The organism is Hwangdonia seohaensis, assembly GCF_031932625.1.
Taxonomy (GTDB): domain Bacteria; phylum Bacteroidota; class Bacteroidia; order Flavobacteriales; family Flavobacteriaceae; genus Hwangdonia; species Hwangdonia seohaensis.
Genome location: NZ_JAVSCK010000003.1, coordinates 659,307 through 674,638, shown reverse-complemented (window position 1 = coordinate 674,638; position 15,332 = coordinate 659,307). Strand labels below are relative to the sequence as shown.

The 15,332-nt window shown below is 36.4% G+C and carries 8 protein-coding genes; 5 read left to right on the top strand and 3 right to left on the bottom strand.

From position 1 onward, the window contains the following. The first annotated feature begins 125 nt into the window (after positions 1-125). A complete protein-coding gene (locus RNZ47_RS12015) occupies positions 126-5,012 on the top strand; it encodes an FIDD domain-containing protein (protein ID WP_311940309.1) in 4,887 nt (1,628 codons plus the stop codon). 44 nt (positions 5,013-5,056) lie between these two features. Here the strand turns inward: RNZ47_RS12015 and RNZ47_RS12010 are convergent, their stop codons facing one another. Continuing rightward, positions 5,057-5,641 carry a hypothetical protein gene (locus RNZ47_RS12010; RefSeq protein ID WP_311940307.1) on the bottom strand — a complete coding sequence of 195 codons (585 nt, stop codon included), beginning with the start codon at positions 5,639-5,641 and terminating at the stop codon, positions 5,057-5,059. A 275-nt stretch (positions 5,642-5,916) separates the two neighbouring features. Between RNZ47_RS12010 and RNZ47_RS12005 the strand changes: the two genes are divergently transcribed. Both RNZ47_RS12005 and uvrB read left to right on the top strand, forming a co-directional pair. After that, positions 5,917-9,495, top strand: a complete 3,579-nt coding sequence (locus tag RNZ47_RS12005; protein WP_311940305.1) for an FIDD domain-containing protein — start codon at positions 5,917-5,919, stop codon at positions 9,493-9,495. Between the two features lie 27 nt (positions 9,496-9,522). Next, entirely contained in the window at positions 9,523-11,526 is a 2,004-nt protein-coding gene (uvrB, locus tag RNZ47_RS12000) for an excinuclease ABC subunit UvrB (RefSeq protein ID WP_311940303.1), read from the top strand. Between the two features lie 69 nt (positions 11,527-11,595). Here the strand turns inward: uvrB and RNZ47_RS11995 are convergent, their stop codons facing one another. Then, positions 11,596-12,009: a TerB family tellurite resistance protein gene (locus RNZ47_RS11995; protein WP_311940301.1), complete on the bottom strand. Its 414-nt coding sequence runs from the start codon at positions 12,007-12,009 to the stop codon at positions 11,596-11,598. A gap of 369 nt (positions 12,010-12,378) precedes the next feature. Here RNZ47_RS11995 and RNZ47_RS11990 point away from each other — a divergent pair, with 369 nt between their 5' ends. Next, positions 12,379-12,636 (top strand): DUF1456 family protein, encoded by a 258-nt coding sequence (locus RNZ47_RS11990; RefSeq protein ID WP_311940299.1) that lies wholly within the window; start codon positions 12,379-12,381, stop codon positions 12,634-12,636. A gap of 40 nt (positions 12,637-12,676) precedes the next feature. On the opposite strand, the gene sucC is transcribed toward RNZ47_RS11990, so the two are convergent. Next, complete coding sequence (gene sucC / locus RNZ47_RS11985) at positions 12,677-13,867, bottom strand: ADP-forming succinate--CoA ligase subunit beta (RefSeq protein WP_311940297.1); 1,191 nt, start codon at positions 13,865-13,867, stop codon at positions 12,677-12,679. A gap of 175 nt (positions 13,868-14,042) precedes the next feature. Here sucC and lysA point away from each other — a divergent pair, with 175 nt between their 5' ends. Then, complete coding sequence (gene lysA, locus RNZ47_RS11980) at positions 14,043-15,305, top strand: diaminopimelate decarboxylase (protein ID WP_311940583.1); 1,263 nt, start codon at positions 14,043-14,045, stop codon at positions 15,303-15,305. Positions 15,306-15,332 lie beyond the last annotated feature (27 nt).

The window sequence follows — 15,332 nt, the reverse complement described above, 5'->3', positions numbered from 1 at the left end:
AAACCAATTAAAATTGTATTTTATCGGTTATATTTTGCGCTTCATCTGAAAAAAGTCTATTTTTCATAATGAATTCAGTTTGCATATTCAATTGAGTTTTCCAAATAAAAAAGAAACCTACTGCTATGAAATTTGTTAACTACTTATTAGGACTACTTTTGCTTTGGGGTAGCTATGCGTTTTCGCAACAAATTTCTGTCGATGATTCTGTTGGTTTACAACAACTTATAGAAGACAACCTGGTACAAAATAGTTGTGTTGAAATTACTAATATTACCTCGTTTGTAAACGGAAGCGCCAGTGGTTTTTCAAGTTATGCACAATTTGACCGTGCAAGTTCCAACTTCCCTTTTCAAAATGGTATTATGCTTTCCACTGGTAATGCCACCTCTGGTGGAAATGGTGTAACTACACCAACACTTAGCGAAGGCTCATCCGTTTGGGGAACAGACCCGGATTTAGAAGCTGCTTTGGGGATTTCCAATACTCTGAATGCCACTTCCATCGAGTTTGATATTGTATCTATATCAAGTCAGCTTCAATTTAATTATTTATTGGCATCCGAAGAATATTTCGGCATTAACCCTTGTCAGCTTTCCGATGGTTTTGCGTTTTTAATTAAAGAAACCGGTAGCCCACTACCCTATCAAAATATCGCCTTAGTTCCTGGTACTTCAACACCGGTTAATACTAATACCATACATGATGAGATTTTTGGAGTTTGTCCAGCTCAAAACGACCAGTATTTTGATGGATACAACGTTGGTGACACCAATTATAATGGCAGAACCACCGTTTTAACAGCTCAAGCAACCATAACACCTTATGTTCAATATCATATAAAATTGGTAATTGCCGATCAAACCGATGGTTCTTTTGATTCGGCTGTTTTTATTGAAGGTAATAGTTTTAAAATTTTAGATTTGGGCGAAGATGTTTCCACATGCGCGCCTTCAGTAACCTTAGATGCCGATATAGACAATCCACTCGCAACTTATGCTTGGTTTTTAGATAACAGCCCGTTAGCAACAACGCTCTCAACAATAAGCGCCACTCAAGATGGTACGTATAGAGTTGAAGTAACTGTAGATTTAAATGGTACTGCTTGTGTTGAAACCGACGAAATCGTAGTCGTTTTAAATACCGAAGAGCCCATTAACCAGGTAACAGACTATATATTATGCGATGATATTAGTGGTGATGAAACTGAAGTATTTGATCTTAGCTCCAAAAACACCGAGGTCATTAATAATATTCCTTTTTCAAATTATGACTTCTCTTATCATTTATCCGATGCCGATGCCAGAAACAATGTAAATCCTGTTTCGGGTAATTTTTCCAATACCGTAAATCCACAAACCATTTATGTCCGTATTCAAGATAACGATTCGGGTTGCTATGGGTTTACTACATTTAATTTAATAGTAAATCCAGTACCAACCATAACTGACCCAACAGATTTAGAGGTATGCGATAGCGACACCCAACCTGATGGATACACCGTTATAGATTTAACTCAAAAAGACGACGAAATAACAGGCGGACAAAGCAATTTACTAGTAAGTTATCATTACACTAGTGCCGATGCAGACAGTGGGGCAAACCCAATCCCTATACCATATGTTAACACAAACACACCAACTGAAGTGGTTTACATAAGGGTAATTGATACGCAAACGGGTTGTGTAAACTCCTCATCATCTTTAACCATTAATATTACAACAAGTCCAATTGTAAATAGGGATACTCAGTATTTAGATGCCTGTGATATGGATCATGATGGTAGTGCCGAATTCGATTTAACACAAGTCATCAACGATGTTTTAATGGGCTTGACTGGAGTAACCTTTACCTTTCATGAAACCTTGCCCGATGCTCAATCGGGAGATAATCCAATTGCAAACGAAACCAATTATCAATATCAAAATGCTTTATTAGAACCCGGAAACGCCACGCTTTACATAAGAATTGTAGACGATAATACGGGTTGTGCATCCATAGTGCCACTTGAAGTTCATACCAATTTACTGCTTACAGGCACAGATACGGGCGATTTTGCCTTATGTGATACAAATGATGATGCCACCGATACTTTAGCATTTGACTTAACTACAGTTGCCCTTTATATTGCGGATGAATTACCTAATATTTTCGTTACGTTTTATGAAACCGAAACTGATAGGGACACCGATACAAACCCTTTGGATGATAGCATACTATATCCCGCGACCAGCCCCACAACCTTATATATCAAAATAGATGATACTGCCAGTGGTTGTTCTGATTTTTCAGAAATAACATTATTGGTAAACCCTGTTATATTATTCAATCCCGCAACACCATTACCGTATTGCGATACCGATGATGATGGTATTGTTAGCATCGATTTGGCATCTCTAGACGATATTGTAACCAACGGAAATACAGATTTTGAAGTAAGATACTACCCCACCAATACAGATGCCGAAAATAACACTAACCAGTTACCTCCGTTTTACACCAATACCGGTCCGATAGAAACCATTTTCGCACGCATTGAAAATATAAATACGGGCTGTAGCACCATCAACCCCTTTGATATTGAAATTTTTGTAGCGCCAGCTGCGACATCGCCAAGTCCAGAAGTGATTTGCGATAATGACAGCAACCCTGAAGATGGATTTTCAATCATCAATCTTGATGGTGCTATCTCTGAGGTTGTAGCGAACCCAACAGGACTTGACATCGATTTTTTCAATTCCTTTGATGATGCCGATAATAACGTCAACCCAATTACAAACACCACCAGTTATAATGCCAACACGCAAATCGTTTACATTCGGGTTGGAAATAACGATAGCCTGGGGTGTTATAATATTGTGGAATATGAAATTACCGTAAACACCACACCCGTAATTCCGGACATAACCCCATTTCAAATATGTAACGACGATGGCACGTTTACAGCAGATTTTTTATTGGTAGATAAAGATGCCGAAATTTTAAACGGTCAAACAGGGAAAGAAGTCTATTATTTTGAAGATGCGGCTTTTACAATTCCTATTGATAAAAATGTAGTGTACCAAAATACAAGTCCGTCGCAAACCATATATGTTCGTGTCGAGAATATTACCGATGCCACATGCTCTGCAACATCTTCGTTTACAATACAAGTATCGTCCGATCCTGTTTACAATGCGTTTAACCCGTATTTGATTTGTGATGACATTACCAACGACCAAATTCATGTTTTCGATTTATCAGAAAAGGTTACCGAAATATCCCAAGGCTCACCAGATAATCTTAATGTTACATTTCATTTAAACCGACAAGATGCCGAAGATAATCTGAACCCGCAACCACTGCAATATACCAATGTTTCAAATCCGCAATCGCTTTATGTAAGAATAGAAAATAGCGCATCGTTTTGTTATGTTGTTGAAGAATTGGGTATAAACATCATTGCATCGCCCGATTTAACGGATGCAACACCTTTTGAAAACTGCGATACCGATTACGATGGTTTTGTAAGCTTTAATTTAGAAGATGCCGATTTTCAAATTAATGACAGATTACAAAATAACCTCATCACCAATTACTTTGAAAATTTTTCAGACATTAATCAAAATGATGGTTTAGACAACAGCAACGAAATTACAGATCCAACAAATTACATGTCAGACACAAAAACGGTTTATATTAAGGTTGCCAATACCTTAACCGGTTGTTTTAGTGTTATTCCGCTGGATCTGGTTGTTGTTTCTCCTCCGCCAACCAATAATATTGGTACCATTGAAATTTGTGATAACGATACCGCCACGTTTAATTTAGCAACCGTAGATGCCCAAATTGTTAACGACCCAAGCGCTGTAAGCATTTCGTATCACGATAACCAAAATGATGCTGATAACGATCAAAACCCTATTGGGACCACGTTCAACTATACTGCTAGTAATCATATTATTTATGTAAGGGTTAACGATCCGTTGGTCAATTGTCCAATAACAGTGCCTTTCAACTTACAAATAAATGCAAATCCCATTGCAAATACATCTCCAGATTTGGTGGAATGTGATGATGATTATGATGGCTTTTTTGAATTTGATTTATCGGCAAGCGCCAGTGCAATAATTGGCTCACAAAATGCTTCAATACATACGGTTACGTATTATAGCGATGTTACAAATGCCGAAGCTGCTACAAATGCATTACCAAATTTGCACGCTGCTTTTGATGGTGAAGTTATTTTTGCTCGCATTCAAAACAACAATACAGGATGTTATGCCGTTTCGCAATTTGCAACTCGAATAAATCCAAATCCAATAATTCCCATTGATGATTTTGTGCCACTTTGTATAAACGACTTACCGTTGATTATTAGTGCAGATACCGGAAACCCAAACGACACCTATTTATGGTCTACTGGCGAAACGTCGACCGAAATTGTTTTAGATGATGTCACGGATATTGGCGATTATTGGGTAACCGTTACAACACCTTATATTATAGGTTCAGACTGCTCGTATACCAAAAACTTTACGGTTATTGAATCTGAAGATGCCACCATTAATTTTACAACTAAAGTTGATTTTGCAGACCCCAATAGTATAACTGTTGATGTTAGCGGTATTGGCGATTATGTGTTTATTTTAGATGATGGCGAACCACAAACATCAAATGTTTTTGAAAACGTAACTTTTGGTCTTCACATAGTAACTATACGCGATTTAAACGGTTGTAAAGACGTAACCACCGAGGTTGTTGTTGTTGATATCCCAAAATTTGTAACCCCAAATAACGATGGTACTTTCGATACCTGGCATATTGTTGGCGTACAGGAAATTCCAGGAACCGTGGTTTATATTTATAACCGACATGGCAAATTATTAAAAACACTCCCACACACTTCAATTGGTTGGGACGGGACTTTTAACGGCCAGAATATGCCCTCGGACGATTATTGGTTTGTGGCAAAAGTGATTCAAAATGGTGAAGCTTTCGATATTCGGGGTCATTTTGCTTTAAAGCGGTAAAATGTTATCCCTAGGAATTAATTCTACATTTTGTGTAACGCGCTTTATTTTCTTTCGAATACTAATTTTTTGTGATTTTCAATGGCATCAAGTTTTTCTAATAATTTATCAGCTACAATTTCACTCGCTGTAATTCCGATATCACTTTGTAAATCATGATTAGTAATCAAAAAGTAATCATCTTTATTCAATAACTTAAAACCTTTACTTACTCCAATTCCCCAACACTTATCAAAATCCGCAAATGGATTTGAAAAATGAAGATTTAACCAATTCTCAAAATCGTTGATATTGATTTTATGTTTAGTGAATAGATAAAAGTAATGTCCAAAATCATATGGGTAATAAAATCCGCTTTTTGGATGAATAAGAATATCTGTTACAGATTTTTTAAAAAGCCCGAACCAAGTTGTTTTTTCACGTTTAAATTTATGGTACTTTATGTTTTCAGAATCGAGTTCATTCATTTTCATTTTATACAAATAGTCATTTTGAATAAATTGATAGATTTTGTAGTCTACAAGTTTCAAACTTTCATAAACATCAGTTTCATTCAATTCAGTTTCAAAATCTATTCTAACTGATTCGGTTTTTTCAATTGGATGAAGTAATACTCTAATTGTTTTCAAGGCTTTGTTCAAGAATGTTACAACATTCAATATAGCAAATAACTATTAAGCAACCAATAATAAACTCAAATCATATTTTCTTTAAATGGAAAAAAAAGAACAGAAACAGACACAATCGCTTATGATAAAATTCATTTGAATACAACACCTCAACACTAATACAACTCACTTCATCTTAAATAATTAAACCTTTAACTTTTTTATAAGTTCAACTTAATTAAATACTATATTTTAGTCGCTCCTTTAATATAATGTGCATTAACATATTTGATTGTATGATTTTTTATAAGAAGAAATTAAAAATTCGATTATATATCGTTACTATATGTTTTATCACACTATTTACTTTTTTCTGTAACTCCATTCAATCCCAAACAAACTGTACGTTTGGTGTCGCTGTTTTTGAAGAAAATTTTGGTTCGGGTACAGCGAGACTTGGTCCTTCCCTAAATCAAGACCCAAACAATGTACATCCAAATTTCAGGCCTGCCGATTTGTACACGTACGTGGGAACCGGAAATGTTGGTCAAGACCAATATGGCATAATGAAAACCCCTAAAGACGCTGCTCCCAATGGTGCCGATTGGAATGATGATTTTCCAGACCATACCGGAAACACGAATGGCTACTTATATTATTGCGATGCCAAGGAAGATTTAAATGTATTTTATGCCCAAAAGATTGATGGCCTGTGTGATGATATAGAATATGAACTTTCTGCTTGGTTTGCAAAAACAAATGCACCCGATTACTTTATAGACCCAAATATTAAGCTAATAATTGGTTTCACGGATATTAACGACCAGAATATTGGTAGCATTGTTGAAACAGACACAGGTCCCATTGAAGGCGTGGGCACCAACAGATGGCATCGCAGGAGTCTCGTTTTTTCCGTGCCATCGGGAACCGAGAACATCTATTTTATGTTAAAAAACAATGTTGCTGGCTTAGATGGAAACGATTTGGCCATTGATGATATTCAAATAAGGCCATGCGGTCCGGTAATTGATAGCATTGACCAATTAACAAGTAACTCCAATAACAATTCATTTTGTATCACCGATGTCTCTAATAATTCCATTAGTTTATCGGGCAATGTCCCTAACAGCTTTGCCATGCAATGGCAGGAATCTACTAGTCCAGGTGTATGGGTTGATATTCCAAATGAAACGTCAAGCGTTTTAAACCATACCATACCTGCTAACTCAAACTCAACGCATTTAATACGGCTTAAATTTGCCCACAGTTTAGCCAATTTACTTAATTCTAAATGTCATTTTTTATCAGAGGTTTTAACTTATAATAAAACCTATGCCAACATCGCGCCCAATATGCAATTGTGCGATGACACCGGTGATGGCACAGCGTTATTCGATTTAACTTCGCAAAACAATTTTATAAACGCAGATAGCGGCGTAACAATTACCTATCATAGTTCTCAAGCCGATGCCGACACGGGAAATTCCCCATTGCCAAACATGTATAACAGCGATAATGCAACCATTTATGCACGGGTAGAAAACAACACCCAATTATTGGGCAATATTTGTTATACCACAACTAACTTCAATTTGGAAGTTTACTCCACGGTAATTAACCAACCCATAAGTGCACTTAGTTACTGCGATAACACCACTTCTGGCACTGATACCGACGGCTATAATGTATTCGATTTAACCTTAAAAGAAACCGAAATTTTAAATGGTCAGTCTTCATCAGATTTCACAATTGCATACTTTACTGATTCGGCTTACACAACTCAAATTACAACACCGAATGCTTTTGTAAATACTTCGGCTAGCGGACAAACCATTTATGTGCGGTTAACGAACAATTTAAACCCATCCTGTTACACAGAGACTTCTTTTAACATTGAAGTGCTACCATTACCAAATGCCAATTACCCAAGTACATATAGTCAATGTGATGATGCAGCAAACGACGGACAAGCATATTTTAATTTAACCCTCGATTCTATTAAAGAAGAAATAAACCCTAGTTATTTAAGCGAAGGACTTACTTTTAGCTATTATGAAAACCAGAATCAGGCCGAAAATGCAACAAACCCCGTTATAAATCCGTCCAATTATCAAGATGGCATTGGTTTCACCCCAGAGACAATTTGGATCAGAGTTGAACATCCTAACGGTTGTTTTAGGGTAGTTCCTTTAACATTAGAGGTAAATCCTTCAAGCGCAGCTTTAGACCAATATAACCCGCCGCCAATTTCTCTTTGTGACGATGGATTAAATAATAGAGATGGTATTTCTACTTTTGATATGTCCGCTCTTAAAAACCATATTTCAAATACTGTTTTTTCAACATTTAGCGTTACTGTACATTTTTACGAAAGTCAAACAGATGCTGAATTGGAAACAAATGAAATAACCGATATTGCCAATTATCAAAATACAAACGTTCCCAATACACAAAGAATTTGGGTACGAGTAAAGAGCGATTTGGGTAATAATTGTTTAGGTTTAAAAGAGTTCACCAACTTACTAAATGTTGAAGCATTGCCCACGGCAAACCCTGTAACGGTTGATAGACAATGTGATTTCGACACAACCGATACGGTAATAAACTACCCGTTTGACACGTCACAAATTGAAACCGATATACTCAACGGGCAGTCGCTTGCTGATGTGTCGGTTACTTATTTTGATGAAAACAATACACCTTTACCAAGTCCGTTACCAAACCCTTTTTTAACAGCAAGCCAAACCATTACCGCTCGTGTAACAAATAATGCAACAGCAGACCCCGATGGCCCATGTTACGATGAAACAACCATTACGTTTATTGTTGACGCACAACCTGTTGCAAACCTCGTTACCATACCCGCAGTTTGCGATGGCGATGATGGATTAGATGACGCAGATGGGTTACATCATTTTGATACCTCAACCATCCAAAATACCATTTTGGGGATGCAAACGGGCATGGAAGTTTACTATACGTATTTAGATGAATTCGGGAATCAAATTACCAATAGTCCGTCGCTACCAAATCCATTTGTTTCGAGAACGCAAAGCATTAGGGTTGATGTTGTAAACCCCATAAATCCTACCTGTACAGCATCTACAAATATTGATTTTGTAGTAAATCCTTTACCCGATTTTTCTATTGAAACGCCCCAAATTGTTTGTTCTTCCGACCCCACTTTTACAATTTTTTTAGATCCTTTGGAAGCTAATTCTTCAGAAAATTATCTTTATGAATGGGTTTACGAAGATGGAACGACACTGTCCAACACCCCTACTTTAACGGTTTCAACACCCGGAACTTATTCCATTACACTCACAAAAACCGATGGCACCGGATGCTCAAGAACTCGTGATGTTTTTGTAAATGCATCGGAACTTGCTACCATTACTTTAAATGATATTTCGATTGTTGATATTTCAGATAATAATTCAATCACCATAAATGAAACCAATCTCGGACTCGGAGATTATGAGTATGCTTTGGATGAAGAGTTTTCATTCTATCAAGACGAACCTTTTTTCGATAATATAAAAGCAGGTTTTCACACCATTTATGTGCGGGATAAAAAAGGCTGTGGCACAAGTTCCATTGAAATATCTGTTATAGGTTATCCTAAATATTTTACACCCAATGGCGATGGCGATAACGACTATTGGCAAATTTTAGGTGTAAATAATCAGTTTCAACCCCATAGCACCATTCAAATATTTGATCGCTACGGAAAATTAATTAAACAAATTCAAACCGCATCTGCTGGTTGGGACGGTACTTTTAATGGCGAATTGTTAAACGCCGACGATTATTGGTTTAAAGTTTTTCTCGAAGATGGCAGGCAGTTTATGGGGCATTTCACCCTAAAACGCTAACCCATATATTTTGTGTAATTTTGCAAAATGAAATTCAAAATAGATTCAGAATTCAAACCTACCGGCGATCAACCGCAAGCCATAAAGCAGTTGGTCAATGGCATTAATACGGATGAAAAGTACCAAACTTTACTCGGTGTAACCGGATCGGGAAAAACCTTTACCGTTGCCAATGTGATTGAAGACATGCAACGCCCTACTTTGGTGTTGGCGCATAATAAAACGCTCGCCGCGCAATTATATTCTGAGTTTAAACAGTTCTTTCCTGAGAATGCTGTCGAGTATTTTGTATCGTATTACGATTATTATCAACCCGAAGCTTACATTCCCGTTTCAGGCGTTTACATAGAAAAAGATTTATCCATTAACGAAGAAATCGAAAAGATGCGTTTAAGTACAACATCTTCGTTGCTTTCTGGCCGTCGTGATGTTATAGTTGTGGCATCCGTATCCTGTTTATATGGTATTGGGAACCCGGTCGAATTTCAAAAAAACGTCATCACCCTTAAAAGAGATCAGGTAATTTCGCGCACCAAATTATTGCATCAATTGGTACAAAGTTTGTACTCGCGTACCGAAGGCGAATTCAATCACGGTAATTTTAGGATAAAAGGCGATACGGTTGATATTTTTCCGAGTTACGCCGATGATGCCTTTAGAATTCACTTTTTTGGCGATGAAATTGAAGATATTGAATCCTTTAACATACAAACCAACGAAGTCATTGAAAAATATGACATCCTTACCATTTATCCAGCGAACATGTTTGTAACCTCGCCTGAAGTTTTGCAAGGTGCCATCAAAGAAATTCAGGATGATTTGGTAAAACAGTACGATTATTTTAAAGAAATCGGTAAACATTTGGAGGCAAAACGCCTGAAAGAGCGCACCGAATTCGATTTGGAAATGATACGCGAATTGGGCTATTGCTCAGGTATTGAAAACTATTCGCGGTATTTGGACGGCAGGCAACCCGGAACCCGACCATTCTGTTTATTGGATTATTTTCCAGAGGATTATTTAATGGTGGTCGATGAAAGCCACGTTACCATTTCGCAAGTGCACGCTATGTATGGCGGCGATAGAAGCCGAAAAGAAAACTTAGTGGAATATGGTTTTAGATTACCCGCCGCTATGGATAATCGGCCATTAAAATTTGAGGAATTTGAAGCCTTACAAAATCAAGTTATTTATGTAAGTGCGACGCCCGCAGATTACGAACTTCAAAAATCCGATGGTATTTATGTGGAACAGGTGATTCGTCCAACGGGATTGCTAGATCCAGTTATCGAGGTTCGACCAAGCTTAAACCAGATTGACGATTTAATTGAAGAAATTCAGCAACGTGTTGAAAAAGACGAACGTACTTTGGTAACCACGTTAACCAAACGTATGGCTGAGGAATTGACCAAATATTTGGATCGCATTCAAATACGTTGTCGTTATATTCACAGTGATGTCGATACTTTAGAGCGCGTTGAAATTATGCAAGATTTACGTAAAGGTTTGTTTGATGTTTTAGTTGGTGTAAACCTCCTTCGTGAAGGGTTAGATTTACCCGAAGTATCGCTTGTTGCTATTTTAGATGCCGATAAAGAAGGCTTTTTACGTTCGGCCCGTTCACTGACCCAAACCGTTGGACGAGCCGCACGACACCTAAACGGGAAGGCCATTATGTATGCCGATAAAATTACCAAAAGCATGCAGAAAACCATTGATGAAACCAATTACCGACGTGAAAAACAAATTGCTTACAATACGGCAAATAACATTACCCCGACGGCACTGAACAAAAGTTTGGACAATGCCTTATCTAAAAACTCGGTAAGCACCTATAGTTACGAATTGGAAGCCGCCAAAGCCGCCGAACCGGAAAGCGCCTATTTAAGTAAACCAGAACTGGAAAAGAAAATTCGCGAAAAGCGCAAAATTATGGAAGAAGCCGCTAAAGCCCTGGATTTTATTGTGGCGGCCCAACTACGAGACGAAATAAAAAGCTACCAAAATAAACTAGAAAAGCTAAAAGTGTAAACCTTTAGCTTTTCCATAACCCAAAAAGGGCTTCACAACACAAGTAAATTAAACTTAGCAGATAAAAATTTAATTGTACTGTGTTTTAAAAATATCTATTAATACGTCTGGTGGAACAATCTTATTTGGAAAACTTTCCATTAAATACAAAACCTTGGTTATCGATTCGTGGCTCAATCCCATTCTCAACCCAAAATTATAAAGCTTTACAACACCCGCAGAGTTGTTTTCATCGCCGTATTCCTGTTCAATATTCATTAGTAAAACCAACCTGTGAAACTGAACGATGCGCTCGCTATGCGATTTTAAATGTGTATAAGTAACTGGATGTTCTATTAAATATTCAAAATCTTCACGAGATATTTCAAGTTGTTTGGCCACACCCAACAAAAAGTTATATTCTATGTTTTTTATGTCTTTATCATATTTTGCAAAAGCAATCATTTCGGATAGAAGACTCAATTTTTCGACTCTATTAATCATGACTTGAAGGGATTAATTAATTATAGTATAAAGATACACAGAAGAGTTCTTTGATAATCGTAGATATAATGTAACTTATCGAAAAACAGGGCGTTATTAATCGAAGATTTTAATTATTTCATCATAAACCCATTTTTTTTATCCGATTTTTACGTAAAACACAGAGGTGAAATAACATGCCATTAAAGCATTTTTTTAACTAATTTTCTCATTATCAATAAATTAAATGAATAATTTTAGCATTTATTATTTGAGCATAAAATCATTATTTAAAGTATCTTTATGAAAAATTAAAAACGTCAAGAACGTGTATTCTTGAAAATTAAATCGATGAAATGCATTGATTGAAAAAACGATATATTATTATTTATGACTAATAACGATATTTTAAAAAAATTACGAGTCGCTCTAAAACTGAGAGATGATGATATTGTAAAGATTTTAAGTCTTGTGGATTTTAGAATTTCCAAAAGCGAACTTGGAGCTTTTTTCAGAAAAGAAGACCACCCCAAATACATGGAATGTGGCGACCAAATTTTAAGAAATTTTTTAAATGGTTTGGTGATTCATTTACGAGGGCCTATGCCAAAAAAGGGCGAAGCCAAAACACAAAAAAAGAGCAACTGATATAGTTGCTCTTTTTTTTTATTATATAACTATAGGTTTATTAACCCAAAACTTCCTGTACTTTATCGGCAGCTTCTTGAAACTCCGTAGCACTCATTACATCTAAACCGGAATTATCAATTAATTCCTTTGCTATATCTGCATTGGTACCTTGTAAACGCACAATAATTGGTACGGTAATATTGCCCATGTTTTTGTACGCATCAATAACACCCTGCGCCACACGGTCGCAACGTACAATACCTCCAAAAATGTTAATTAATATAGCTTTAACCGCTGGGTCTTTCAAAATAATTTTAAAAGCCGCTTCAACACGTGCGGCATCAGCAGTTCCGCCAACATCTAAAAAGTTTGCTGGCTCACCACCGGCTTGTTTAATTAAATCCATGGTAGCCATGGCTAAACCAGCACCGTTAACCATACAACCCACGTTTCCGTCTAAATCCACATAATTCAAACCGAGTTCTCCCGCTTCAACTTCAATGGCACTTTCTTCGCGAATATCACGTAAATCAACATAATTTTTATGTCTGTATAAGGCATTATCGTCAATGGTTACCTTGGCATCAACAGCCATTATTTTATTATCGCTTGTTTTTAAAACGGGATTTATTTCAAATAAAGACGAATCCGATTTCACATAAGCCGTATAAAGATTAGAAACAAACTTTGTCATTTCCTTAAATGCCAATCCGGATAATCCTAAATTGAAAGCCACACGTCTTGCTTGAAACGGCATTAAACCTACCGATGGATCTATTTCTTCGGTAAAAATTAAATGTGGTGTTTCTTCAGCTACGGTTTCAATATCCATCCCACCTTCGGTAGAATACATAATCATATTACGCCCCGTACCACGGTTTAATAAAACCGACATATAAAACTCACTGGTTTCACTTTCGCCTGGGTAATACACATCCTCGGCAATTAAAACCTGATGCACGCGTTTACCTTCGGCAGAAGTTTGGGGAGTAATTAAGTTCATCCCAATAATTTGTCCAGCAATGGTTTCTACTTCCTGTAAATTTTTTGCAAGCTTTACACCGCCACCTTTACCTCGTCCGCCGGCATGAACTTGTGCTTTAATAACATGCCAACTCGTACCTGTTTCCTGTGTTAATTGTTTTGCTGCTGCAACCGCTTCTTGTGCATTTTGAGCAACAATTCCGCGCTGAATACGCACTCCAAAGGTGCTTAATATTTCTTTACCTTGATATTCGTGTAAATTCATAACTTGCTTAATAGTTTAAGATGCACAAATGTAAATAATCGCTATTAATTACACTAATGTTTTATTTAAGAATGAGGAAAATTAAAATTGCACCCCATAATTTGTTATATATTTAACATTTTGTGTAATTTAATTAATTTTGTGTTTATTAATTTTATTTTGAAAATAATGAAATATCTTTGAAAAAAATAATGTTGTACTTATGACCAATAATCAGTTGCTCAACATAGCAAAAGAATACGGAAGTCCTGTTTACGTTTACGATGCTGAAAAAATTACAGCACAATATAACCGCTTAACCAATGCTTTTAAGAATGTTAAAACCTTAAAGTTGAATTATGCCGTAAAAGCCTTATCGAATATTTCAATTTTAAAACTTTTTAAAAGCTTAGGCTCTGGAATTGATACCGTTTCCATCCAAGAGGTTCAATTGGGTTTAGCTGCAGGCTTTTTACCCGAAGAAATTATTTTTACACCCAACGGCGTGTCGCTTTCTGAAATTGAAGAAGCTGCAAAATTAGGTGTTCAAATAAATATTGATAACCTCGCTATTTTAGAGCAATTTGGTACGAAGCACCCCAATGTTCCGGTTTGTATTCGTATTAACCCGCATGTTATGGCTGGCGGAAACAGCAATATTTCTGTGGGTCATATCGATTCCAAATTTGGCATTTCAATTCATCAAATTCCGCATTTACTGCGCATTGTTGAGAATACCAAAATGACCATTAATGGAATTCATATGCATACGGGCAGCGATATTCTAGATATTGATGTGTTTTTATATGCAAGCGAAATACTTTTTGAAACTGCAAAACAATTCAAAAATTTAGACTTTATCGATTTTGGTTCGGGTTTTAAAGTACCCTATAAAGACGGTGATATTGAAACCAATATTGAAGAATTAGGGAAAAAGCTATCTTCAAAATTCAATCAATTTTGTAAAGATTACGGTAAGGAGTTAACCCTAGCATTTGAACCCGGAAAATTTTTAGTGAGTGAATCCGGAAGGTTTTTAACCACCGTAAACGCTGTAAAACAAACCACCTCAACGGTTTTTGCTCAAGTTGATTCTGGATTTAACCATTTAATTCGTCCCATGTTTTATGGGTCGCATCACGATATTATTAATATTTCCAACCCTAACGGTCGCGAGCGTTTTTACACCGTTGTAGGTTATATTTGCGAAACCGACACCTTTGGAAACAACAGGCGTATTAATGAAATTAGCGAAGGCGATATTTTATGCTTTAAAAATGCCGGTGCCTATTGTTTTTCAATGGCCAGCAATTACAACTCGCGTTACCGACCTGCAGAGGTTTTATGGTATAATAACAAAGCGCATTTAATACGAAAAAGAGAAACCTTTGATGATATTTTAAATAATCAAATTGAAGTTGATTTTTCAAATAAAAAAGAAACTGTTTTAGCTAAATAACATAGCATAAATATAATTTATCCTGTA

Bases quoted from the DNA above. Each gene is read 5' to 3' on its own strand.
- RNZ47_RS12015 (WP_311940309.1), top strand. From the start codon at position 126: ATGAAATTTGTTAACTACTTATTAGGACTACTTTTGCTTTGGGGTAGC.
- sucC (WP_311940297.1), bottom strand. From the start codon at position 13,867: ATGAATTTACACGAATATCAAGGTAAAGAAATATTAAGCACCTTTGGA.
- RNZ47_RS12005 (WP_311940305.1), top strand. From the start codon at position 5,917: ATGATTTTTTATAAGAAGAAATTAAAAATTCGATTATATATCGTTACT.
- RNZ47_RS11995 (WP_311940301.1), bottom strand. From the start codon at position 12,009: ATGATTAATAGAGTCGAAAAATTGAGTCTTCTATCCGAAATGATTGCT.
- RNZ47_RS11990 (WP_311940299.1), top strand. From the start codon at position 12,379: ATGACTAATAACGATATTTTAAAAAAATTACGAGTCGCTCTAAAACTG.
- uvrB (WP_311940303.1), top strand. From the start codon at position 9,523: ATGAAATTCAAAATAGATTCAGAATTCAAACCTACCGGCGATCAACCG.